Raw genomic sequence first — 23,594 nt, forward strand, 5'->3', positions numbered from 1 at the left:
AGAGTGGGACAGAAATCGGTAATTCGTTAGAATTCGATTTCGTCGTCCCACCTCCGCACAGTTGAGTAGGGCTGTAAAAGCTGTGAAATCAGCGTAATAGAGCCCACTCAACCACTGCGTCTTGCTCGACAATCCAAAGACAATTGAGAGGCTAGGACTTTTGTCCCAGCCTCTTTTCTTTTAATTTTCCATAAATTGATGCAAGCGACGAACAGCTTCCTTTAGAGTCTCCAGGTCAGTAGCATAGCTAAGACGGACATTTTCTGGAGCTCCAAATCCAGCACCTGTAATAAGGGCAACCCCTACTTCTTCCAGAATAGCAGTTGCAAACTCTGTCACATCTGAATAGCCCTTCATCTCCATGGCTTTTGTGACATTAGGGAAGAGATAGAAGGCTCCCTGGGGCTTGATTACATCAAAGCCAGGAACTTCACAAAGGAGAGGATAAATAGTATTCAAGCGTTCCTCAAAGGCTTGACGCATCACTTCTACTGAGTCTTGCGGACCAGTTAGAGCTTCGATTGTTGCGTACTGTGAAACAGCTGTCAGGTTCGAAGTTGTCTGACCAGTCAATTTACTCATGGCTGCGATGATTTCTGGGTCACCAACCGCATAGCCAACCCGCCAACCAGTCATGGCATAGGCTTTAGAAACTCCATTAATCACAATCGTTTGTTTGCGGATAGCTTCGGATAAGCTTGAGATTGGAACGAACTCATTCCCGTTATAAACCAGGCGACCATAGATATCATCTGCAAGGATAAGAATATCATGCTCTACAGCCCAATTTCCAATTGCTAAGAGTTCTTCTTTGCTATAAATCATTCCAGTCGGATTAGATGGTGAGTTCAAAACCAAAACCTTAGTCTTTTCTGTTCTAGCCTCTTCTAATTGCTCCACTGTGACTTTAAAGTTATTGGCTTGAGTTCCTTTCACATAAACAGGAACACCTTCTGCCATCAGAACTTGGTCCCCGTAACTAACCCAGTAGGGGGTCGGAATGAGCACTTCATCGCCAGGATCGACCACAGCCATAAAGAAGGTATAAAGTGAGAACTTAGCACCTGTCGCGAAGGTAACTTGGTTTGGAGCTACTGAATATCCATAGTAGCGTTCGAAATAGGTATTGACTGCAGCCTTTAATGCAGGCAAACCGGAAGCAACCGTATAAAAGGAAGCATGCCCATCTCGAATGGCTTCGACTGCAGCATCTTGAATGTTCTCAGGAGTGTGAAAGTCAGGCTGGCCCAAGGTTAGGAAGAGGACATCTTTCCCTTCTGCCTTTAGTTTTTTCGCTTTGGCGTCACTTGCTAGAGTAACACTTTCCTCCATTTTTAAAACACGATCTGAAATTTTCATACCTTACCTACTTTCTACCTGGGACCCGTATCGGATCTATCCGACTTAGACTTAGATTCAACCAGAAACTGGCTACAATACCTATATTATACACCATACATCTGACTTGGAGCAAGATTTTACTAGGGCTTGCAAAGAAACTTTACTACTTCTTACTATTCGACGGGAAAATAATTTGAGATTAAAGTTAACAGACCGATTTCTTCTGTTCATAATTCCCTTACCTTGTCACCCACCTGTAATCTATTTGATATTAAGGCTTAATAGCGTCTAATACTATTTATTGCTAAAATGATAGTATGAAGAATTTAGAGAAACTATTTGAAGAAGCCCAAACAGAATTAAAAACCATGATTGTCTTTCACAAGGCGGAACGGACTTTTCGTGCAACAGAGTCCCATGTCTTTAAGGATCATCAGTTGACCCCTACTCAGTTTTCCGTTTTGGAAACCTTGTACAGTAAGGGGGATCTCCGTATCCAAAACCTGATTGACAGTATTTTAGCGACCTCTGGAAATATGACCGTCGTAATTCGAAATATGGTTCGTGATGGATGGATAAAGCGCGAAACCGATCCAGACGACCGTCGTGCCTGTATTGTTTCTTTGACAGAAAAGGGCCGTAAAAAAATTATCGAAGTTCTTCCTGATCATATCCGAAATGTTCAAAAAGTCATGAGTGTCTTTAGCGAAGAAGAGCACAAACAACTGCAAACTCTTCTGAAGAAGTTAAAGGGCTCCCACTAAATTCTATCCATTCCTTCAGCTGTGTTCATCGCCAACTTCCTTTAGTAGCGAGCTAGGAACACAGCTTTTTGATTCTCAAAAACAAAATGTACTAGTCACTGTTGACTAGTACATGAGATTAGAGGTAAGGTCCTCTTAAAAACTTTCCTTAGGTGAGTTCGGACACCAGCGAACTTCTTCAAAGTTCCATGACTAAAACAAGATACAAAGGGCGTCTGCGGGTAAAGTCAAAATAGGAAGTTTGACGCAGAATCTTTAGATTCTAGGAAGACTTATCTTTTTGACACAATCCGCAGCCCGTGTTCAATTTGTATTGAGCCTCTTCGCTCTTTAATTTCTTGGCTCAGGCTAAAACAGTTACCCAAACTGTTTTACTCTCAATAATTCCGGGTGCCTGAAACATAATTGTTTCAGGCACTTTTCTCACGGCGGAAAGTTTTAGCTATGACTAAACAACTTAAATAAGTTCGTTTATTTAAATCATATAGCTATATTATGTAAAAAATAGTTTGAACACATTTTTAGGTACTAGCCAACAATGACTAGTACCTTCTATTTTACTCATATTTCACAAAGACTAATTGTTTTTCAGTCGATAACTCAGACTGGTATGCAAAGCCATTAAAGGTTAGCTGCTTCATGTCTTCAACTGTCGTGACCTGCTTCTCTAGTAAAGCTGTCACAAAAGCCCCACGCGCTTTCTTAGATATGGTCGAATGAACCTTTAACTGACCGTTCTTTTCTTCAAGGAATTTAAAGGTCACCATCCGATCTTGAATCTCTTTAGAAAAGACTGTCTCAAACTCACTAGAAAGTAAAGAAATAATGAGGTCTTCATCCTGAAGGGCTTGATCATAGCTGGCCTTCCAAAAAGCCTTTAAGGATTTCCCCTGGACCTTGAGCTTCATTAGAAAGTCCAAACGATGGGGAGCAATCGTAGCAAGGGCTGGAATCACCCCATAAAGAGCTGAGGTGATCAAGAGGTGTTCTTTTACGTAAGCTTCTTCTGCTTCTGTCCAGTCTGTCCGGCGGATATTCCGATACATGAGGCCGTCGAAGAGCCTCAAAGCAGGGTAGGTCGAAGCCGATCCAGACAGGAGCGCCTGAATCCGTTGCTCCTCTTCGCTTGCTCGCTCTTCTGAAATCTTATAGAGAGAGGCTAACTCTTCTAGAGATAATGCAGCTAAGGCATGAATAACCTCTTGAGTTTCACTCGATACAGGATTCCCAGATCTTTGAGGAGTATCCAGATTCATTTCTTTTGCGGTTGGAATTAATAGTTTCATAGTGTTATTGTACCATATTTCATTTTCACTTGACATAAAATCGCCTTCATGCTATCATCTAGTTATCGAAACTAGATATTAAAGAGGTAATAACTATTTTGTTTAACTACAACTATCCGAAGTGGGAGGAGATTCCAGAGATTGACCTCTATCTGGACCAAGTCCTCCTCTATGTTAATAAAGTCTGTTCGCCTTTTATTACCGAAACAGACAAGGGCTTGACGGCCTCCATGGTTAATAACTATGTCAAACACGGCTACTTGCCAAAACCAGATAAGAAGAAATACAAAAAACAACAGGTCGCACGCCTCATTGCTATTACGACCTTAAAAACAGTCTTTTCCATCCAGGAGATTGCAGCAACTTTGAATCTCTTGCAGAAGCAAGCCGATTCCGCAGAGCTCTATAATAGTTTTGTAGACTTTCTACATGAGGAAAAGGAACCTTTGGCACCAATTATCGAATCTGCCTGTCGTACTGTTCTGCTCTATCAAGAAACCCTATCCTATATCCATGTTCGTTCAGAGGAGGAAAATGTAAGTGAATTATGCTAGTAAATTAAGTAAGCGCCTGTCTTTTGGTGAGGAAGTCGCAAATAGTGTCACCCATGCAGTCGGTGCCGTTTTGATGCTCTTTCTTCTACCAACTTCTGCCATCTATAGCTATGAAACACACGGAACCCTTGCAGCTATCGGGACTTCGATTTTTGTCATCAGTCTCTTTCTCATGTTTCTCTCATCGACCATCTACCATGCCATGGCCTATGACTCTCCTCAGAAGTACGTCCTTCGAATTATCGATCACTCCATGATCTATATTGCTATTGCAGGAAGCTATACGCCTGTCGTTCTTTCTCTCATGAATAACTGGTTTGGTTATGCCATTATTCTGATTCAATGGGGGACGACCATCTTTGGGATTCTCTACAAGATTTTTGCTAAGAAGGTGAATGAAAAATTCAGCCTAGCTCTCTATTTGATTATGGGTTGGTTGGTGATTTTTATCATCCCTCAGATCATCAGCCAGACAAGTCCAACTTTCTGGGGCTTAATGCTGATGGGTGGCCTATGCTACACGGTTGGAGCTGGATTTTACGCCAAAAAGAAACCTTATTTCCATATGATTTGGCATCTCTTCATCCTAGCTGCTTCTGCTCTGCAATATATTGCGATTGTGTATGTCATGTAAGACACGAGGCTGGGACAAAAGTCCTAGCCTCTCAATTTTCTTTGGATTGTCGAGCAAGACGCAGTGGTTGAGTGGGCTCTACTACGCTGATTTCATCGGCTTATACAGCCCTACTCAACTGTGCGGAGGTGGGACAACGAAATCGAATTCTAACGAATGACCGATTTCTGTCCCACTCTCTTTTACTTGCTTTTTTACCTCCAATTGACTACAATAAAGAAAAATTGTACGGGGACAGTTATGACGACCAAATACCAAAAGATTATTACAATGTTAAAAAACCAGATTGACCAAGGAATCCTAAAAACTGGAGACCGCCTGCCTTCTGTTCGCCAACTGGCCAGTCAGTATGTCTGTAGCAAGGACACTGTCCAGCGTGCCTTACTTGAGCTCAGCTATAAAAACTACATCTATGCCAAGCCCCAAAGTGGCTACTATGTCTTGGAGGAAGAGACAGTGAAGCATACCGACCTGCCTCTACGTCTCAAGGAGGACCGTTTCCAGGCCTTTGAAGACTTCCGGACTTGTATCAACGAAACCCTTGTCGGCCGTGATAATTACCTCTTCAACTACTATGAAAAACAGGAAGGCTTAGTCGACCTCCGTCAGTCTATTGCTTCTCTCCTTCGAGAAGATGCGATATACACTCAAGAGCAACAAATCATTATTACCTCAGGGACCCAGCAAGCTCTCTACCTCCTAAGCCAGGTAGCCTTTCCGAACCAAAAAGAAGAAATCTTAGTAGAGCAGCCAACCTACTATCGTATCAATAAGCTCATCAAAGATCAGGACTTGCCTTACCAAAGTATTAGTCGTTCACCCAAAGGAATTGACTTTGATCAATTGGAAACGATCTTTAAAACCGGCAAGATCAAATTTTTCTATACCATTCCACGCCACCATTACCCGCTGGGACATAGTTATAGCAAGCAAGAGAAGGAACAGATATTAGCCTTAGCAAAGCTTTATGATGTCTATATTGTCGAAGACGATTACTTGGGGGATTATGATCCACATTTTTCTCCTAGCTTTCATTACCTTGATGCATCCGACCGAGTCATCTACATCAAGTCTTTTTCGACCAGCCTCTTCTCTGCCCTTCGGATCACTTCTATGGTCCTGCCCCAAGGCCTCCTTGCCCCTGTCTTAAAATTGAAGGGAACGCTTGACTACGAAAGTAACTTGGTCATGCAGAAGGCCTTGAGTCTCTATATTGACAATGGCATGTTTGCCAAAAATAAAGGACTCCTTCACCAACAGCAAGCCATCCAAACAGAGCAGGCTACTTCTCTTCTCTATCAACATTCTCTCCCCATTCCCGCTTGGCCTGTCATTGGAGGAGTCTTGCTAGATTTGAGACAAGTTTCTTCGATTGCACGTCTAAAACACAGTGGACTTCCCCTTCGCTTCTTTGAACCAGCCTATATCCAAACTTGTCCCTATGCCTTTGCTCGTATTGATCAGGACAAATTGGAAGAAGTATTGGGAAAAATCCAGGCATATCTGTGAAGTATTCTCAGCCGGTCATCTTATGATTTATTTTTATATATAAAACTATGTTACAAAAATATTTCGTTTATTACAAAAAACTCGACATCTGTAACAATAAGAGTATAATCTAAGTCAGAAAGATATAGAGGTGATCTTATGAAACGATCTATTATTCGTTGGACTGCAGCCTCTCTTGCGGCTGCATCACTTGGACTTGCTTTGGGAGGATGTGGCACAAAAGCAAAAACTACTGCTTCATCCGAAAAAGCTTCTAGCGCAAAAGTTGAGAAAAAACCAAAAGCTAGTTTAAACAAGAAAACGACAGTTTCTTCTTCTCAGACAAAAGAAGGGAGCGATTCTTCAAGTCAGGTAAGCAATACACCCACTTCATCTGAAACAAGTAAGGCGGGAGATACCGCTTCAACTGATCAAACTATCGTTCCTGCAGATCTTGTCGGTACTTGGGTAGGATCTAGTCCTCAAGCAGATAGCATCAAAATGACTGTTGAAGCCAATGGTGATATTACAACTGTTGTTAGCTTTAAAAATGATAGTGAACCAACCCGCACAGCTACCTATACTGCAAGAGCTATTCAAGCATCTGGGAATGTTTATTACTGGGATTCAGAGGGACTAAATGGTGCAGATGCACTACTTCCCGGTATTACCGGTTTAGGAGTTGCAAATTTCCGTTTCAAACCAGGATTTATCCTAGAGGAAGGATATTATACTCCAATAGCCTTCACTACTGATATCAACACAGATTTCGACTATAATAATTACAAAGATTTCCATTTCTCATTGACCAAAGAACAATAGGATAGGAAATTCTTAACGATAAAAAGAGAGTGGGACAGAAATCGGTCATTCGTTAGAATTCGATTTCGTCGTCCCACCTCCGCTCGGTTGATTAGGGCTGTAAAAGCTCATGAAATCAGCGTAGTAGAACCCACTCAACCACTGCGTCTTGCTCGACAATCCAAAGACAATTGAGAGGCTAGGACTTTTGTCCCAGCCTCTTTTATTTTTCATTCACTTTTACTTATGAGTTGGGTTAACCCCTTACTTCTTGGTCAAGGTCCAACTCTTCCCTACAAGCTCAAAGAGTAGATCGTCCTCTACTCGTCCATCCAAGGGGATGCTGATCCAGTATTTCTTGTTCATATGATAGGCTGGATAGAAAGGTAGCTCTTCTAAGAGTTGGCTGACATGGTCCAGTTTAAGATTTAGAACCTCAATCTCCCCCTCTTGCCTGGCTTCTAGCTTGGACCAGTCAATCTTGATCAAGACACCAAACCATTTGAGATCTCTTTGATGACGAAAGACACCTGAGTCTGGTTTGCGGTCCCAGAGGTATTCGATAGGCCGGCCATATTGCTGGCTGATCCAATCCACCAAGCGCTTGGTCTGAGGGTATAGAAAGTCTTTGACAGCAAAACAGAAGCTTCTGATGTCTTCTAAGACCTGCTGACAAGCTTCTCTAACTTGACCCACATATTGACCTACCATCTGGTCCATATGCAATTGCACATAGTCGTCGCCTGTCTCTTGATCCACTAGCCAAAAATGAATTTCTTCCCCTTGAACAGTCACATAGAGCTTGAAATCTCCATCTAGGATTAGTTGTTGATAGTGAAACTTCTCTCCCTGCTTTGAAAACCCATAAGCAAGGGCTTTTTCTTCATCTATACTATATTTCTCAAAATAATCTGGTAAAAACACTGGTCTACTCCTTCTCTTCCAGTATACCAAAAACGAAGAAAAAAGAGCTGAGAATTTTCCTCAACTCATATGGATCTAAAAGACAACGCGGGTTCCATGGACCTGATCCACCCCTGAGACATCAAGAAAGAGCTGACGATTCTCCAAGGAGATACCACCACCTGCCAAGATTTCTAACTGGCCATCCGCTAACTGAGCATACTCTTCGTAGCGTTCCAAACGTTGGTCTAAATTGGTATCTGGGCTTCCAGCTCTCGTTAATAGTCGCGTCACGCCCTCTTTCTTCATCCACTCGATCGTCGACGCTTGATCTTCTAAAGGAATCTGGTCAAATGCCATATGCATGGTCAACTCGAATCCCTGGCTGGCTTCGATGAAAGCAAGCATAGCGGCTTTATCCAGCTGATTGTCTGAAGATAAGACTCCAACAGCCAAGCCATCAACACCCAAGTCACGAGCAACTCTCCAGTCTTCTAACATGATGTCTAGCTCTTGCTGAGAATAAACGAAGTCTCCTCCTCGCGGACGGATCATGACGATCACCTCGGCCTGATAGTCTTTAGCAATTCGAACAGCTTCTTTAATCACAGCATAGCTTGGAGTCGTACCTCCAACCGCTAAGTTATCACATAATTCTACACGACGTGCTCCTGCTTGAAAAGCCTTCTCTAACAGAGTTATGTTCTCTGCACAAAATTCATAAAGTGGCATCCTAAATCTCCCTGTATTTGAAATCGGTTTCTTGTTCTACCTTACTCTTTTTTCGAGGCTTTGTCAATTAGAAAAACCATCGGCCTCATCAGAAACCAATGGTTGATTCTTAATAGGAAATTGGAACGATAATCTGTAGAAGCATGTTCCCTTTTTCGACCTTGGCAGAATGGATATGGTAGCCACTTGTCGGCATGGTCAGTTGGATTTGATTCCCTGTCATAGTAGCTCCTGTTCCTTCTTGGTTAACTTTTTCGGAAATTTTCGAAGCAACCAAGGCACGTGGAATCGGGAGATGACCTAGTCGAGCCCGTTCTAAGTTCAAGGTCAATTTCTGATCCGTCACACTCGTTGTAAAGTCCATACTCACCATGGTTTCAACCAGTCCTAATTCAATTGGAACTTGAATGTTGATATAGTTTCCATTCATAGATACCGCTGTACTGAGGAGGGTTTCATCCGTCATTTCCCCTGCCATGGATTTAATTACTTGGCGCAATTGAGGAGAATTGAGCTGCAGTTCTGTTTGGAGCCCTGAAGCTGTCAGGTCTGCTGTAGAGAGGCCTTCTTGAGCCAGATCTACCAGCGAAGTGTTCACTGTCACATTTTTAAATTGTTCCTGAGTCGAAACTTTTGCTGGAATCAAGATAATTACTAAGACTATCATTAGGAGGAAGGTCAGTCCGATGAGTCGTTTCATCCATTTCCACATATGGTCACCTCATTTCAATTTTATAAAAAATAGAGATCTTTCTTTTGATATTGATTAATTCTTTTTCAAAATATGTTTTCTATTCTACCCTAATTTCTCAAAAAAAGCGACCAAGAGGAATAAGATACACATAAAAAAGAGGAGGAACTATGTCCCAACCTCTTGCTTCATCTTAATGGAATTGCATTCCACCATCCACGATGATGGTTTGGCCTGTGATGTAGTTTGAATCAGGACCAGCAAGGAAGCTAACCGCTGCAGCGACATCTTCTTGTTCAGATAGACGATTCAGAGTGATATCTTTAGCAAAAGTTTGCATACCCCATTCGTCGTCTTTACCTGCGTTCTTACCAACTTCATGAGCGACATTTAATGGAATAAGATAACTGATGAATAACCGGGAGTATTATTTTGACAAAAACACTTATTTTACCTATTGTTTTGAGGGTTGTTTCATGCTACACTAATCATAAGAGTATCAAACATTAAGGAGATCAAACAATGAAAGAATTCATGGATAAATTGAATAACTTACCAAAGCCAGTTCAATACATTATTGCAATCATTATTTTCTTCATCGCCTTTTACATTTCTTATAGCTTGTTCTAAGCTAGCGCTTTAAAAGCCCCCTCTAACCTTAATAAGGCTATTATGATTATTTAAGAGAACCTTCTAATGAAGGTTCTTTCTATTTTTAAAACATTTTAAAGACTGCTACTGCAAGTACTGCACCGATGATTGGACCAACTACTGGAATCCAAGCGTAACCCCAGTCACCATCTCCTTTATTAGGAATAGGCAGAAGGCTATGCATGATACGAGGTCCTAGGTCACGAGCTGGGTTGAGAGCGTAGCCTGTAGTTCCACCGAGAGACAAACCAATCCCTACAATCAAGGTACCAACGGCAAAAGTACCAAGTCCTGCTTGAAGGTCATAAAGACCAAGTGCAAAGATGGTTAATAGCAAAACAAAGGTTCCAAGGATTTCACTGATTAGATTGGAAGTAGTGTCTTTGATAGCTGGACCTGTACTGAAGGTTGCAAGGATATTTCCAGGATTTTCTTCTGCCAAGTAATGAGGTTTGAACTGTAGCCAGACAAGGACTTGCCCTACCATGGCTCCGGCAAATTGAGCAATGATATAAGGAATCACAGATGCCCAAGCTAGTCCACCATTAAGAGCAACACCAATTGTCACCGCGGGATTCAAATGAGCTGGACTTAACTTACCAGAGATAAAGGCTGCCACTGCAACCGCAATCCCCCAACCAAGAGTAATGACGATCCAACCTGAGTTGTGGCTTTTCGTTTTTGGAAGAACCACTCCTGCTACAACTCCATTTCCCAAAAGAATGAGGATCAAAGTCCCTAAAAATTCACCAAATAATTCTTTCATATGATTTATTTCTCCATTATAAAGAGGGGCCGGTTAGACATTCTTCTTTCCAACCCCTTTTTTGTTTTCTTAATTTTTTAATGATGCTAAGTCGTTGTTTTCCAAAGCAACTTGCAAGTCTTGACGGTAGCCTGCTTTTTCTTCTTCTGACCATTCATAGAAGCGACCCATTTCATCCAAAACAGGTTCGATAACCGCATCTAAGCTATCGCGCATGAAGAGCATGTGATTAGTCCGACGAAGGAGGAAATCAACTGGGCTGAGTGCTAATTCATTGCGCATTGCGTAGTGAAGTGACAAGGTATCTGCTAGGCTCAATCCAGGTGCTTGTTCCACGCTATGAGCAAGGGCGAAGACCTTAGGTGCATTAGAACCGTATAGGTTAGCTAGGTAGTGAGCTTCCTTGCTATCCAAGCCACGAGACACTCCAAGTTGAGCAAAGGCTTCGATTTCAGCATCCACATTCGTTGGGTTAATTTCTCCACCGGATACTGGGTAGGTCTTCGAATTGATGAGCTTAAACTGACGGTCGAACTCTTCCTTAAGAATGGTCAAGACACGCTCCATAGCTCCTTCGGCCATCTTGCGGTAGTCTGTAATCTTCCCACCAGCAAGAGTAAGGAGACCATTGTCATCGCGATCGAGGCTTGATCCACGAGAAACAGCAGATGGGTCCAAGTGTTTTTCAGATGTGCTGCCTTCCAAGTGGCTAATTGCAAATTCAACATCTTCACGCGATTTTTCTTTAGAAAGATAGCCTTCAACTGTTGCAATCAACGCATTAAAGCTCTCATCACTGATAGTGCCGTTGTTACCACCATTGTAATCAGAAGCACTGTTTCCTGAGATCAAGGGACGAAGACCAGCCCAGCTACTTTCGATATCATCGATGGTGATGTGAGCTTCTGGGAAGCGGTTATTCACGATTCCCAACAAGTATTCGACATCTTCTTGAGTTACTTTTGGATGCTCTAAGTCGCCAGTGTAGTCCGTGTCAGTCGTTCCGAAGTAAGTTTTGTTTTCACGTGGCAAGACGAAGACCATACGACCGTCTCCAAGACCAGTATCAAAGTAGACTGGTTGAGAAACTTTGATCTTGCTTGAATCTACGACCAAGTGAACACCCTTGGTTGGACGCATTTGTGAATGCTGCTCTCCATTATTTGAGAGATTACGCACTTTATCGCTCCAAGGTCCAGTTGTATTAATCACCAAACGTGCCTTGATTTCAAAGACTTGATCAGTCAAGAGATCACGCGCTACTACACCTGTAATCTTACCAGATTCATCAAAGAGGAATCCTTCTGCTTTTACGTGGTTGGCAATGAGGGCCCCATCTTGGTTGGCACGTTTGATATTTTCAATCACCAATCGAGCATCGTTGTTACGGAAGTCTAGGTAAACCCCGCCACCAACAAGACCTTCTTGTTTCAACTCAGGCTCCCGATCCAACACTTCTTCTTTGGTCAAGACCTTGTTGGCAGCTGGTGTATTGCTGACACCTGCCAAGAGGTCATAGAGGTCCATAGCTACCTTGAGACGGAAGAGGCTGAAAGTTGCCCCATCTTCATCATATACTGGTAAAAGCATTGGGTCTGGTTTTGGAATATGAGGAGCAATTTGTTGCACTACAGCACGTTCTGATACCGTATCTGATACCACTTCTACGTCAAATTGTTTGAGGTAGCGAAGTCCACCGTGGACCAATTTTGTTGAACGGCTAGAGGTTCCTTCCGCAAAGTCCTGCATTTCGATCAAACCAGTTTCAAGACCACTGGCTGCTGCCTGGAGGGCTACCCCAGCACCTGTGATCCCACCCCCGATAATCAAAAGATCCAGGGTGCGTTCTTGCATTTTCTTAATCGATAATTCACGTGTTTTCTTTGAAAATTCCATAATTCTTCACTTTCTATTCTTTCGGAGAATGGACTAGTCTTCAATTTCTGCAAAGAGTTGAGTGGCTTTAACGGCTTTCTTCCATCCTTTGTAGAGTTGTTCTTTACGCGATTCGTTCATAGAAGGCTCAAAGAGTTCACCAGTAGCATTGAGTTCTTTCAATTCATCTAGGTTTTTCCAATAGCCTACTGACAATCCTGCTAAGAAAGCTGCCCCCAAGGCTGTAGTTTCCAAGTTTTTCGCACGAGCAATATCAATACCGAGGATATCTGCTTGGAACTGCATCAAGAAGTTGTTCATGGCAGCACCACCGTCTACCTTAAGCACTTGGATGGCGGTCTTGGCATCGACCTGCATGGTATCAATGATATCCCGTACTTGGTAAGCGATAGATTGAAGAGTCGCCTTGATAAAATCTTCCTTAGTGGTTCCACGAGTCAAACCAAAGACAGAACCACGTGCATTTTGATTCCAGTATGGTGCTCCTAGACCTGTGAAGGCTGGTACCACATAGACTTCATCATTGTTGTGAGAATCACGAGCATATTTTTCAGATTCAGGTGAGTTTTCCACCATGCGAAGACCATCACGAAGCCATTGAATGGCACTACCCGCGATAAAGATGGAACCTTCCAAAGCGTAGTAAACTTTACCATTGATTCCGTAACCGATAGTAGTCAGCAAGTTATTTTCAGATAACTGCATCTCTTCACCTGTATTCATGATGATGAATGATCCAGTACCGTAAGTATTTTTGACCATACCAGCTTCAAAGGCTAACTGTCCAAAGAGAGCTGCTTGTTGGTCACCCGCCATACCTGAGATTGGCACTTGTCCACCGTAGAAATGGAAAGGAGCTGTCTTTCCATAGATTTCAGAGTTTGAGCGAACTTCAGGAAGCATAACCTTAGGAATATTGAGGATTTCCAAGATCTCATCGTCCCATTTTAGGTCTTTGATATTGTAGAGCATGGTACGAGCAGCGTTTGAATAGTCTGTTACGTGAGAAGCTCCGTCTGTCAACTTCCAAACCAACCAAGTATCGATGGTTCCGAAAAGCAATTCTCCTTTTTCAGCCCGTTCTTGTGCTCCTTCTACATGGTCCAAGATCCAGCGAATCTTAGTTGCTGAGAAGTAGGCATCGATCACCAAACCTGTTTTTTGGTGGAATTTTTCGACATGGCCTTGGCTCTTAAGCTGTTCAGCTAAAGGAGCTGTTTGGCGAGACTGCCAAACAATGGCATTGTAAATTGGAAGGCCAGTATTCTTATCCCAAACAACAGTTGTTTCCCGTTGGTTGGTAATTCCGATGGCTTCGATTTGTCCAGGTTTGATGCCACTTTCGATAAAGGCACCAGCGATAACAGACTGAACAGAGTTCCAGATTTCATTTGGATTGTGTTCAACCCATCCAGCTTGAGGGAAAATTTGCGTGAACTCTTTTTGGCTAGAGCTTACTTTTTCTCCTTTTTTATTGAAAATGATGGCTCTAGAACTTGTTGTACCTTGGTCAATGGCCATAATGTATTTTTCTTGTGACATGAACTGTCCTCCTGGGAAAAGAAATATTCTTTAGGAGACGTACTCCTTACAATCTCTAGTATACAAAATAAACCGCTTTCATGATCATCAATTTTTTTAAGAATTTTAAAAAATTTGAGTAGCAAGGCTTCAATCGCTTGAGCCAGAAGAGATTTCCACACCTCTGTTATATTAAATTTTCAGACAAATTTCAGTAATTTCCATCAAAAAAAGAAGACGCAAGTCTTCTTCTTATGCCATACTAGGTATTGCTTTCCCCATAGATCATCTGGCGAATGTGGGCCAGATCGATCAGATCTAGGTCATATTTCAAATAATAGACAGGAATCCGCTGGGTAAGACTAATCGGATTATTGGTCACGATCAAATCGTAAGTTGAAGATGGATCAAAGGCTTCAATGGTAATAAAACGATTGTACTCTAGGTAGCGCTTGAGGGTTTCAGTCATCCGTATATAGCCTAGATAGCCCACTGTTAAGTCTAGACCGATCTTAATTTGTCTCCCACTATTTTCTGCGATATACTCCATTAATTGGAGCCACTCCCACTTGATTTTTTTATCCAGAGCTGTCCCTTGGCAAAAGATGGGAAGTTTACTAAAGATAGTATCTGCTACTTCTCTATAATCATGACTACTAAAGACATAGGGATTGTGGGTTTCAAGTTGGTACTTATACTTGTCTTGAAGAAGGTAGCCTGTAAAAAGATAGACCTGTCCACAAATTTGGCTTAATTCATAGGTCACAGGCCCTTCGATATAATCCCCTAATAACTTCTGCGTTTTCATCTCTTGAATGAGTTGCGTTGTCAAATTACCAATCTCTCCCCCAAAGCCTAGGATGTACTCCATAGTATGAAGCGGGAGGATCCGATGGGTGATAAGGAAAGCAAAGAGGACTAACATCTCTCCATCTTCATGGCTTAGAGCGATGTGTTTCCCAGAAAAGAGATGGTTTACCCGACAAAACAAACGTTGGTAAAAAATGTTGTTCGTATAGCCCTTCATCTTCTGTTCAATTTCTTGAAACTGACATGCATTGACCTTGAGTCGTTGCTGGGTAATATGGGACCAGAGAACAAAATCCAAGCGTTGACCTTGAGACAACTGGGCACCACAGAGTTCTTCTAAGGTTGCAATTTCGCTTTGTCTTTCTTTCCTGTCCAGTTCTTGTTTCCAGTCTGCACTAGCCCAGACTTTTCGTAGCAAGCAAAAATAAAAATAACGAATTTTATGTTCAGGCCCCTTGAGGCGCCCATTCTGGATGGAAAATTGAAACTCAGCTAATAATTTGTTTAAGCCCGAAATATGACGCCCTAGTGTGGCTTCACTAATCAAGAGCTCCTGCGCTAATTGTTGAGCTTGAAATTGACCATGATAAAGCAAATAGATCAATAGTTGGTACTTGATGGCATTGTCCAAAAAAGCCCGACGAATGTCTCGCCCCTTGGTATCCGAACCTATAAGAAGTCGAAGATTTTCATCTTCTAGCTCAATAGAGAGGGCCAGCTGATTCTCTTGAGCCTTGTCATTGATCAGTGCAAGATATTTGTTCAAGGTTGCTTTGGAAAATTCCGTCTCAGCCATCACTTCTGACAGACTACTTGGAGAATGTTGCTGCAGATGAGACAAGATTAAAAACTGCCCACCCTCACTTTTTTCCATTAAATCAGCTAAATGCATTTTCAGAAAACCCTTCCATTTTTATTAGTTTTAGCATAACACAAAAATTACGAAAGTCGAAATTTAATGCTTATCAGTTCCATCTAAAAATTACCAATCTCTAAATTATAAAACCTCTCACCGAAATTGGATGAGAGATTGAAAGCTATTTTATGATTTTCGTATGGCCACTAGCCAAGAGGCTAATAGAATTTCAAAAATAACCAGAAGAATAATCTGAGTGAGTGAACTCTGAACCAGCATGAGAACAGCCAGACTATCGATCAGCATATGAGCGAGGATACAGGGAACAGCTCCTTTCGAGTACTCCTTGAGAGCTCCAAATAGGAAGGTATTCCCTAAAATCATCAGGTAAAGATGAGATAGTTAGACGAACCTGCTGTAATCCAAGGGAGTTGGTAGATAGGGATATGCCAGAGGAACCAGACAAGAGAAAGAACCATCATTTTAGTGATAAAGTTCTTACTAAAGTAAAGATGATCCTGTAAAAACCAACGCCAGCCAACTTCTTCCAGACCTCCATATAAAAAGGTCCAGGGGAAATATAGGAAGAAGGCCAAGAGGGAGTTCCCAGTAAAACTAACATTCATAAGTAGGATGGATACCCCGTAATAGATGGCTGGGACCAGCAAAGTTAGAGACCAAGTCTTGGTGCTCTCTTGCTGTAGAAAAGTTTGTTTAAAAAATTCTCCAAGGGATTTCGTTTCACCTAAAACGATAGAAAAGCAAATAGCCGTTATCATGGGAATCAAATTCATCAGGATGAAAAGCAAAGAGCCTCCCAAACTCCTTCCATCTGGGAAAAACCATAGGACAACTTGCCCTACTAGAAAAGTAGCAAGGATGCCGTCAGTGCATACCAGATAGCGACTGATTGTTTTGAAATAAATTTGCTCATTTTTTCTCCTTAACGGGATAATCAATCAGATAGATTGTACCCTAATCCGCATCGACCCACAAATGGTATTGTTCACAATGCAAGCATCGAAAGAGATAGCCACACATGTCACCATCCTTGACTAGGTAGTCAGCTACATCTTGAAACTCACCACGCGCCTCATATTCTTCCAAAACTTGCTCCGCAATCCCCATCTCTTCCAGTTCACGAGTGCCCACAGTTCCCAAATAAGCACAATAATCTTGGCAGCAGGAGAGCCAATTTTCGCCTTGCCAGCTACTATAGCCTGGAGTTTGACAGAAGAGGACCCGGTCTTTTTCCTTATCCATGACCCTTTGCCACTCTGCATCTTGGATAAACTCTGCTTCAAACTTTTGGGCAGCACGACCAGTAGAGATACAATTTGGACAGAGATTCCTTAGCTCTTCCACACAATAGGGTCTCAAAGCATAATAGATGGTGTGGTCTACCCCACACGAAGGACAGGTTTTGGACTCCCCTTCCTTAAAGGCGCCAGTCGCTAGTGGATCCGGGTGATAGCGAAAGGCCGGTAAGTCTCTGACCTTCTCCTTATGAGCCTCTTTTTCTTTTTCGGTCAAAGGTCGAGGGAGCGCAAAGCGATCTCCATGACTATGACTCATCTTTTCTAAGGTGAAAAGTTTCTTAACTTGCTTGCGATCTGACTTGTCGACAAGACCCAAAAAGAGAGTATAAGCACTGGCATACAATCCCAACTCTTGGTAGACATCGACCAAGACCTGCTTAGCTTCTAGAGTTTCCAGTAAGGCCAGCCGATCCGAAAATTCATAGAGAGCTAGTACGCTGGATGAATCCTTATCTTGCGCTTGGAACTGTTTTTTTAAGTGGATATATTCTTTCATAGAATCGTTCATAGAATTGCTCACTTTCGTTTTTTCAAAGAATTAAAAGCTAGTTTCATTTATTCTAGCGTTGAAAATGTACTTTAAACCCATACTTACCAGCATTTCGTTTAAGCCTATCAACCAGTGCTTCATTTCTTTTGCTTTTTCCAAAAAAGAAGGGAATGGTCTTTCCATTTCTGAGTTCGATATAGAAAGCATAGCGACTCCCACCCCCAGCGCGACCACGGAGCAACCAGTAGCTTATCTGCTTGATCTCTTTCAATGGGATCATTCGCCGACTGAAGCACAAAGCAACATGGATATAGAAGATGCCATTCGAAATGTGGTAAGGTGAAAAAAATGAACCTCCACTACGTCGACTAGAAATCCACCGACGAACGAATAAAGTAATGCTGAAGATCCCAATAAAAACAATACCTAATAATACTGGTCCAGATCCTAAAATAGACATTTCATTACTCCCTACACAAATTTTCAATAAAGCACACAATCACTGATCGGCCTTAATCAGTATGCTCCTTCAACTTTTCTAATAAGACGATAACTCCCACTAGGAGAAGAATTCCAATTATAAAAACAGCAAGCTCTAATTCTTTAAATCCTTCAATATAGGGTAGGATATACATACTTGATTCTACCAGTAAAAAACCAATAAGAAGAAGGGCAAGAGCGAAATAGACGAGTTTTTTATTAATCTGTAGGTCCTTTCCTTAGATGGAGTCTTCATCAAACTTAACTAGCTGGATATTTTATTTGGTTTCAACCCACTTTTCATTGTCCATGATAAAGGGCTTGGCTAGACCTTCACCTGTGTAATCCTGGTATTTGGTCTCCAAGTATTTGTAGACATCTTCCTTGGTCGCAAACTTGATGGCTTGGTAGGGTTCTTCAAAGGTTAGCTTTTCGACAAAGAGATAGCCGTCCTTGGCAGGAACCAAGACACCAACGTGGCCGACAAAAAGCGTGTTGCCATCTAAGTTATCATGAACGATGACAGAAAGCATGCGGGCATTTTCATTGAATTTGAAATGAGAAAAATATTCCTCCATCTTCTTGGCGTGAACCTTGACATCCGTTGTAGCCTCTGTTGGAACCCGTGAATACAGAATGTTAAAGGCTTCCTTGTCTGCATCATCGAAGACCTTCCCCTTGTCAATCGCATCATTGTCCACGAACAAGAGCTCACTATCAGCTTTCATCTTAGGAATCTCGATGCGGTTCTTCAGCAAGGTATAACTATTGATCCGACAGTTGGTCCCGACGAAATTGCCCTTCTGCTTGGTCCACAAGTCACTAATCTTCTCCACATCGTATTCCGTCTTTTTGAAGGTGCTAAAGTTGCCCGTCAAGCCAACAGAGCCGACGATGTTATCATAGTCCGTTACTAGCCCCAGAAACTTGTCGACACTTTCCTGATCCAAATAAGCAGACAAGAGAGTCCGTACTTCTTCGACACTTTCCCTGCTATTGAGGTTGCTGTAAGTTCCCTTGTAGTGCTCCTTGTCTGAGCTGGATTGCTGAACAGTGGTGCTTTCCTGCGTTTCCTTGGCTTGCTTTTCGTTGGTCCCACAAGCCGCTAAAGCAAAGATCGCCAAGACACACCTAGTAAGAAGCATGATTTTTTTAGATGGTTTCATAAACTGGTTCCTTTTCTATATACTAAGATGTTTTGTAACATGATTCATTTCTTTTTCCTATTGAATCTCCTTCTCCTATATTATAGTTTAAAACGGACTTAGCTCCAACTATTTTTCACTAAATGAGGAAACTTTATAGATAGCAAAAAAGAGCTGGCAGACTATCCAGCTCTTCAATGAATAATGAATCTTATTTAATCTTGTGTTTGTTCATCTTTGCTTCAAAGACTTCTGTCATGATGACCCGCAATTCTTCTCGTTCTTTTACAGGAAGGTCTCCTTGGCGCTTGGCCACGGCATAGAGTTCAGGATAGCGCATAGCCACACGTTCGATGGTCTTTGTTGTCGCATGTCCTCTGACAAAGAAAGGAATACGCTTGGTCCATTCTTGAGGTACAAGAGCAAGCAACTTCTTCGCTGCTTCCTTATCAGAAATCTCAGCCTTGACTCAAAGGAAAAATCAAGAGCACAACAGTATCATCCGCATAAAAAAGCCTCAAGAATTATATCCTTGAGACTTTCTTGTTAAATCAAATGTGCTAATACACTATAGTTAGTTATATATTAGTTATTTGAAATTTTACGTTTCAACAACACTGCTCCTGAAAGAACAATTGCTCCTGAAAGGATCAATCCGCTTGCTACGACTTCACCTGTACTTGGGAGAAGGACTTTACGTCCGCCACCGTTACCATCTCCATTTCCGCCAGGGTTTCCTGGTGCTGGAGTTGTTTTCTCTGGAGTTGTTGTGGTTCCACCATCACCATTACCTGAACCATGGTTACCTGGTTTTTCCGGAGTTGTTGTAGTTGTGGTTGTTGTTGTAGTTGTTGTAGTTGTATCTTCACTTACTGTAGTAGTTGTTGTGGTTGTAGGTTCCTCAGTTGTTGTAGTGGTTGTAGTTGTAGGTTCCTCGGTTGTTGTGGTAGTTGTTGTGGTTGTTTCACCACCACCTTCACCATGGTTATCTGGATTTTCCGGAGTTGGTGTGGTGGTTGTAGTTGTTGTAGGTTCCTCGGTTGTTGTAGTTGTAGTTGTTGTAGATTCCTCAGTTGTTGTAGTTGTAGTTGTTGTAGGTTCCTCAGTTGTTGTAGTTGTAGTTGTTGTAGATTCCTCAGTTGTTGTAGTTGTAGTTGTTGTAGGTTCCTCAGTTGTTGTAGTTGTAGTTGTTGTAGGTTCCTCAGTTGTTGTAGTTGTGGTTGTTGTAGGTTCCTCGGTTGTTGTAGTCGTTGTAGTTGTGGTTGTGGTTGTAGTTACATAAGTATTTGTGAACTTACGTGGAGAGTCTGCTTCTTGAACAGTTGCAACAAGCTTACCTTCACCATTATCTACTACTGAAACATGGACAGTGTAGCTTTCTTCAGAATAAGTAACACCTTCTTCAGAACCAGCTTTTTCTGTAATCACATATTCGTGCTCACCAGGTTCAGTGTATGAAAGTTTGAAGGCTACTTCATTTGTTGCTACTTCAACACCTTCAACTTCTTTACCGTTTGATGATGTTGCAATAACATTTCCGCCTTCGCTCAATTCGAATTCGAATTGTTCCTTAGTAAGTTCTTTACCTACTAATTCTTTAGTTGCTTTGATGACTGCTTCAGCTGGTGCTGCTTTATATTTGTTTGTAAACTTACGAGTTGAATCTTCTTCTTTAACAGTAGCAACTAATTTACCTTCTCCATTATCTACTACTGAGACATGGATTGTGTGGCTTGCTTTAGAGTATTCAACTCCTGCTACTGATCCAGCTTTTTCTGTCAATACATATTCGTGTTCACCTGGTTCAGTGTATGAAAGTTTGAAGGCAACTTCATTTGTTGCAACTTCAACACCTTCAACTTCTTTACCGTTTGATGATGTTGCGATGACGTTTCCGCCTTCGCTCAATTCAAATTCGAATTGTTCCTTAGTAAGTTCTTTACCTACTAATTCTTTAGTTGCTTTAATGACAGCTTCAGTTGGAGAAACTTTATAAGTATTTGTGAATTTACGAGTTGAATCTGCTTCTTTAACAGTCGCTACAAGTTTACCTTCACCATTATCTACTACTGAGACATGGATTGTGTGGCTTGCTTTAGAGTATTCAACTCCTGCTACTGATCCAGCTTTTTCTGTCAACACATATTCGTGCTCACCTGGTTCAGTGTATGAAAGTTTGAAGGCTACTTCATTTGTCGCTACGTCAACACCTTCAACTTCTTTACCGTTTGATGATGTTGCGATAACGTTTCCGCCTTCACTCAATTCGAATTCGAATTGTTCTTTAGTAAGTTCTTTACCTACTAATTCCTTAGTTGCTTTAATGACAGCTTCTGCTGGAGTAGCTTTATAGGTATTTGTAAACTCACGAGCTTCGTCAGCTTCTGTGACAGTCGCTACGAGTTTACCTTCACCGTTATCTACAACTTTGACATGAACTGTATAGCTTTCCTTAGAGTAAGTAATTCCTTCTGCTGTACCAGCTTTTTCTGTAATTGTATATTCGTGGTCTCCAGCTTCAGTATAGAGAACTGAGAAGACTACTTCATTTGTTGCTGCTTCAACACCATTGACTGTCTTACCATTTGAAGACGTTGCAATGACTTTACCACCTTCGCTCAATTCAAACTCAAATTGTTCGTTAGCAAGTTCTTTACCTACTAAATTTTTAGTTGCTTTGAATGTAGCACGAGCTGGTGATGGCTCATATGTGTTTGTTAAAGTTGGTGCTTGAGTTGTAACCTCAGCTTTAAGTGTTCCACCTTCAGCTTTAACAACAACTGTTACTTCGTATGAATTCTCATCAAATGTAATACCTGGAACTTTAGTTTCAGTATTTTCCTTGATGACATAGTTGTAGGTACCAGGACCTTTAGCTTTCAAACCTTCAAATGTGATGCTTCCATCTGCTTTGTTTGTTGTTGAAGCAATTGGAGTAGTCAAGTTATTTGCATTGTACAAATCAAACTTGAACTCACCATCTTTCAAAGCTACTGGACGATTTCCAGCAATTACTTTCTTAGCAGTGATTGAGAAATCTGCTGCGATTGGTTCATCTTGAAGGTTAATCTTAGAACCTTCAGCTCCAAGAGTTACCTTGTATTCTTTTTCATCAAGAGTATATCCAGCAGGAGCTGTTTTCTCTTTGATGATGAATGTCTTGCCGACATATTTTTGATCAAACTCATCAGAAATTGCCACACCTTTTTCATTTGTAGTCAATTCTGTAGAGATAGTTCCATCTTCTGACTTCACTGTATAAACAGCGCCTGCAACTGGAACCAATGTGAAAGCATTTGTCTTGTTGATCTTAATCTTGAAGGCTGTAGAAGCTTCGATTTGTCCTTTTACAAGAGATACACGTTCAGCTTTAAATTCTGATTGTGGACGATTACTACGATAAGTAAGTGGAGTTCCATCTGCTGTAGTCAACTGGATAACGTTTTGAACTTTTCTTCCATCACCTGGTGTTGTTGTATGGTATTCTACCCAATACGATTTAGATCCATCTGCAAAGATGATTTTGAACTGAGTATAGTTCTCATTCCAAGCTACAGTATAGTCAGTACCTTCTACCATTTTCTTAGCATCATCAGGAACTTGAGAAGTACCATCGTTCAACGTTGCAGAAGAATAAACTACCAATGACTCTGGGATATACTGGATAGGAGCAAACTCAGATGTATTTGGAAGGAAATCATTCAAAACTAAGTTCTTACCATAGTCTTGTCTTCCTGTATTGACACGAATTCTCCATGGAGAGTATACGTCACCTTTACCTACTGAACCGATAGCTGCTAACTTTGCTGAAGTCCATTCTTTACTTACAACATCGTTACCGACCTTAGCATAGTTTTCGAAACCTTCTTGTTTGCTGTCAACGGTCTTAGAAGTAAAGGTATGTGTGATGGTCTTACCAACACCTTTATTTTCAAAGGTAAGCGGTGTTGCTGTTTGGTCACTCTTAAATAGGAAAGTAATTGCATAATTACCTTTCACACCCTTGACGGTGTCTCCACCAGTTTTGGCTTGAAACTCATCTAGGTTTTTCAAAGTAACACGAGCCTTACCACCTTGGTTATCACCATTAGCAGTAACAACTACAGTACCGATATTAACTTTTGTTTCCTTATCATACAATTCAGTTGTTCCGTTATAGACGGTTACTGGAGTTGGAATATCCACATCAAAGTAATCGCCATTAGCCAATTTGCCATCATATTTTTTCAGGTCAAATTGAACGAAGAACTGATTTGAACGATTTGTAATAATCTGATAAGTACCATCACTATTCGGTTCCAATTTGGAATCCGACATATTGAGGACACTGATGTCAGTTACTACACCTGTCAATTCTTTCCCATCTGCAAAAGCAACATTATTTGATGCAAATAATGTGCCCAAGACGGTCAGAATCGAGACAAAAAATATTAAAAACGGCTTAATTTTAAACTTTTTCACCATTA

The 23,594-nt window shown here is 41.5% G+C and carries 18 protein-coding genes and 3 pseudogenes; 5 read left to right on the plus strand and 16 right to left on the minus strand.

Going from position 1 to position 23,594, the window contains the following annotated elements:
• Positions 1 to 180: 180 nt before the first annotated feature.
• Entirely contained in the window at positions 181 to 1,359 is a 1,179-nt protein-coding gene (locus D8785_RS06440) for a pyridoxal phosphate-dependent aminotransferase (protein ID WP_125374863.1), read from the minus strand.
• Positions 1,360 to 1,658: 299 nt separating this feature from the next.
• On the opposite strand from D8785_RS06440, the gene D8785_RS06445 reads away from it, so the two are divergent.
• Entirely contained in the window at positions 1,659 to 2,105 is a 447-nt protein-coding gene (locus D8785_RS06445) for a MarR family winged helix-turn-helix transcriptional regulator (protein WP_125374864.1), read from the plus strand.
• Between the two features lie 557 nt (positions 2,106 to 2,662).
• On the opposite strand, the gene yaaA is transcribed toward D8785_RS06445, so the two are convergent.
• A complete protein-coding gene (gene yaaA, locus D8785_RS06450) occupies positions 2,663 to 3,391 on the minus strand; it encodes a peroxide stress protein YaaA (protein ID WP_125374865.1) in 729 nt (242 codons plus the stop codon).
• A 98-nt stretch (positions 3,392 to 3,489) separates the two neighbouring features.
• On the opposite strand from yaaA, the gene D8785_RS06455 reads away from it, so the two are divergent.
• From D8785_RS06455 to D8785_RS06475, 4 genes are all read left to right on the plus strand, one after another.
• Positions 3,490 to 3,945, plus strand: coding sequence for a DUF1836 domain-containing protein (locus tag D8785_RS06455; RefSeq protein ID WP_125374866.1), 456 nt, complete (start codon positions 3,490 to 3,492; stop codon positions 3,943 to 3,945).
• Complete coding sequence (gene trhA, locus D8785_RS06460; RefSeq protein WP_125374867.1) at positions 3,932 to 4,579, plus strand: PAQR family membrane homeostasis protein TrhA; 648 nt, start codon at positions 3,932 to 3,934, stop codon at positions 4,577 to 4,579. Before D8785_RS06455 ends, trhA begins: the two co-directional genes overlap by 14 nt.
• A gap of 240 nt (positions 4,580 to 4,819) precedes the next feature.
• Complete coding sequence (locus D8785_RS06470) at positions 4,820 to 6,088, plus strand: aminotransferase-like domain-containing protein (RefSeq protein WP_125374868.1); 1,269 nt, start codon at positions 4,820 to 4,822, stop codon at positions 6,086 to 6,088.
• Positions 6,089 to 6,226: 138 nt separating this feature from the next.
• Positions 6,227 to 6,889 carry a hypothetical protein gene (locus D8785_RS06475; protein ID WP_125374869.1) on the plus strand — a complete coding sequence of 221 codons (663 nt, stop codon included), beginning with the start codon at positions 6,227 to 6,229 and terminating at the stop codon, positions 6,887 to 6,889.
• 243 nt (positions 6,890 to 7,132) lie between these two features.
• On the opposite strand, the gene D8785_RS06480 is transcribed toward D8785_RS06475, so the two are convergent.
• The 14 genes and pseudogenes from D8785_RS06480 to D8785_RS09755 form a co-directional block, all read right to left on the minus strand.
• Entirely contained in the window at positions 7,133 to 7,792 is a 660-nt protein-coding gene (locus D8785_RS06480) for an MmcQ/YjbR family DNA-binding protein (RefSeq protein WP_125374870.1), read from the minus strand.
• Positions 7,793 to 7,867: 75 nt separating this feature from the next.
• Positions 7,868 to 8,503 (minus strand): copper homeostasis protein CutC, encoded by a 636-nt coding sequence (locus D8785_RS06485; protein ID WP_125374871.1) that lies wholly within the window; start codon positions 8,501 to 8,503, stop codon positions 7,868 to 7,870.
• A 109-nt stretch (positions 8,504 to 8,612) separates the two neighbouring features.
• Entirely contained in the window at positions 8,613 to 9,215 is a 603-nt protein-coding gene (locus D8785_RS06490; protein WP_125374872.1) for a hypothetical protein, read from the minus strand.
• 172 nt (positions 9,216 to 9,387) lie between these two features.
• Positions 9,388 to 9,585 (minus strand): annotated as a pseudogene (locus D8785_RS06495) (SDR family oxidoreductase); the annotation flags it as partial.
• A 324-nt stretch (positions 9,586 to 9,909) separates the two neighbouring features.
• Positions 9,910 to 10,611: an MIP/aquaporin family protein gene (locus tag D8785_RS06500; protein WP_048716194.1), complete on the minus strand. Its 702-nt coding sequence runs from the start codon at positions 10,609 to 10,611 to the stop codon at positions 9,910 to 9,912.
• A gap of 69 nt (positions 10,612 to 10,680) precedes the next feature.
• The gene (gene glpO, locus D8785_RS06505) at positions 10,681 to 12,507 is read right to left on the minus strand and encodes a type 1 glycerol-3-phosphate oxidase (protein WP_125374873.1); all 1,827 of its coding nucleotides are present in this window, start codon (positions 12,505 to 12,507) and stop codon (positions 10,681 to 10,683) included.
• 33 nt (positions 12,508 to 12,540) lie between these two features.
• On the minus strand, positions 12,541 to 14,049 hold the full coding sequence (gene glpK / locus D8785_RS06510) for a glycerol kinase GlpK (protein WP_125374874.1): 1,509 nt from the start codon (positions 14,047 to 14,049) through the stop codon (positions 12,541 to 12,543).
• A 241-nt stretch (positions 14,050 to 14,290) separates the two neighbouring features.
• Positions 14,291 to 15,730 (minus strand): helix-turn-helix domain-containing protein, encoded by a 1,440-nt coding sequence (locus tag D8785_RS06515; protein ID WP_125374875.1) that lies wholly within the window; start codon positions 15,728 to 15,730, stop codon positions 14,291 to 14,293.
• 150 nt (positions 15,731 to 15,880) lie between these two features.
• A pseudogene (locus tag D8785_RS06520) lies at positions 15,881 to 16,628 on the minus strand (CPBP family intramembrane glutamic endopeptidase).
• 41 nt (positions 16,629 to 16,669) lie between these two features.
• Positions 16,670 to 17,521, minus strand: a complete 852-nt coding sequence (locus tag D8785_RS06525; protein WP_125374876.1) for a CbrC family protein — start codon at positions 17,519 to 17,521, stop codon at positions 16,670 to 16,672.
• Between the two features lie 52 nt (positions 17,522 to 17,573).
• Positions 17,574 to 17,963: a hypothetical protein gene (locus D8785_RS06530; protein ID WP_125374877.1), complete on the minus strand. Its 390-nt coding sequence runs from the start codon at positions 17,961 to 17,963 to the stop codon at positions 17,574 to 17,576.
• Positions 17,964 to 18,261: 298 nt separating this feature from the next.
• Positions 18,262 to 19,149 carry a DUF4300 family protein gene (locus tag D8785_RS06540; protein WP_125374878.1) on the minus strand — a complete coding sequence of 296 codons (888 nt, stop codon included), beginning with the start codon at positions 19,147 to 19,149 and terminating at the stop codon, positions 18,262 to 18,264.
• 190 nt (positions 19,150 to 19,339) lie between these two features.
• Positions 19,340 to 19,591: pseudogene (locus D8785_RS06545) on the minus strand (hypothetical protein); the annotation flags it as partial.
• A gap of 122 nt (positions 19,592 to 19,713) precedes the next feature.
• On the minus strand, positions 19,714 to 23,592 hold the full coding sequence (locus D8785_RS09755) for a Spy0128 family protein (RefSeq protein WP_185759632.1): 3,879 nt from the start codon (positions 23,590 to 23,592) through the stop codon (positions 19,714 to 19,716).
• Positions 23,593 to 23,594: the final 2 nt, after the last annotated feature.

Source organism: Streptococcus australis (assembly GCF_003943615.1).
GTDB classification, from domain to species: Bacteria; Bacillota; Bacilli; order Lactobacillales; family Streptococcaceae; genus Streptococcus; species Streptococcus australis_C.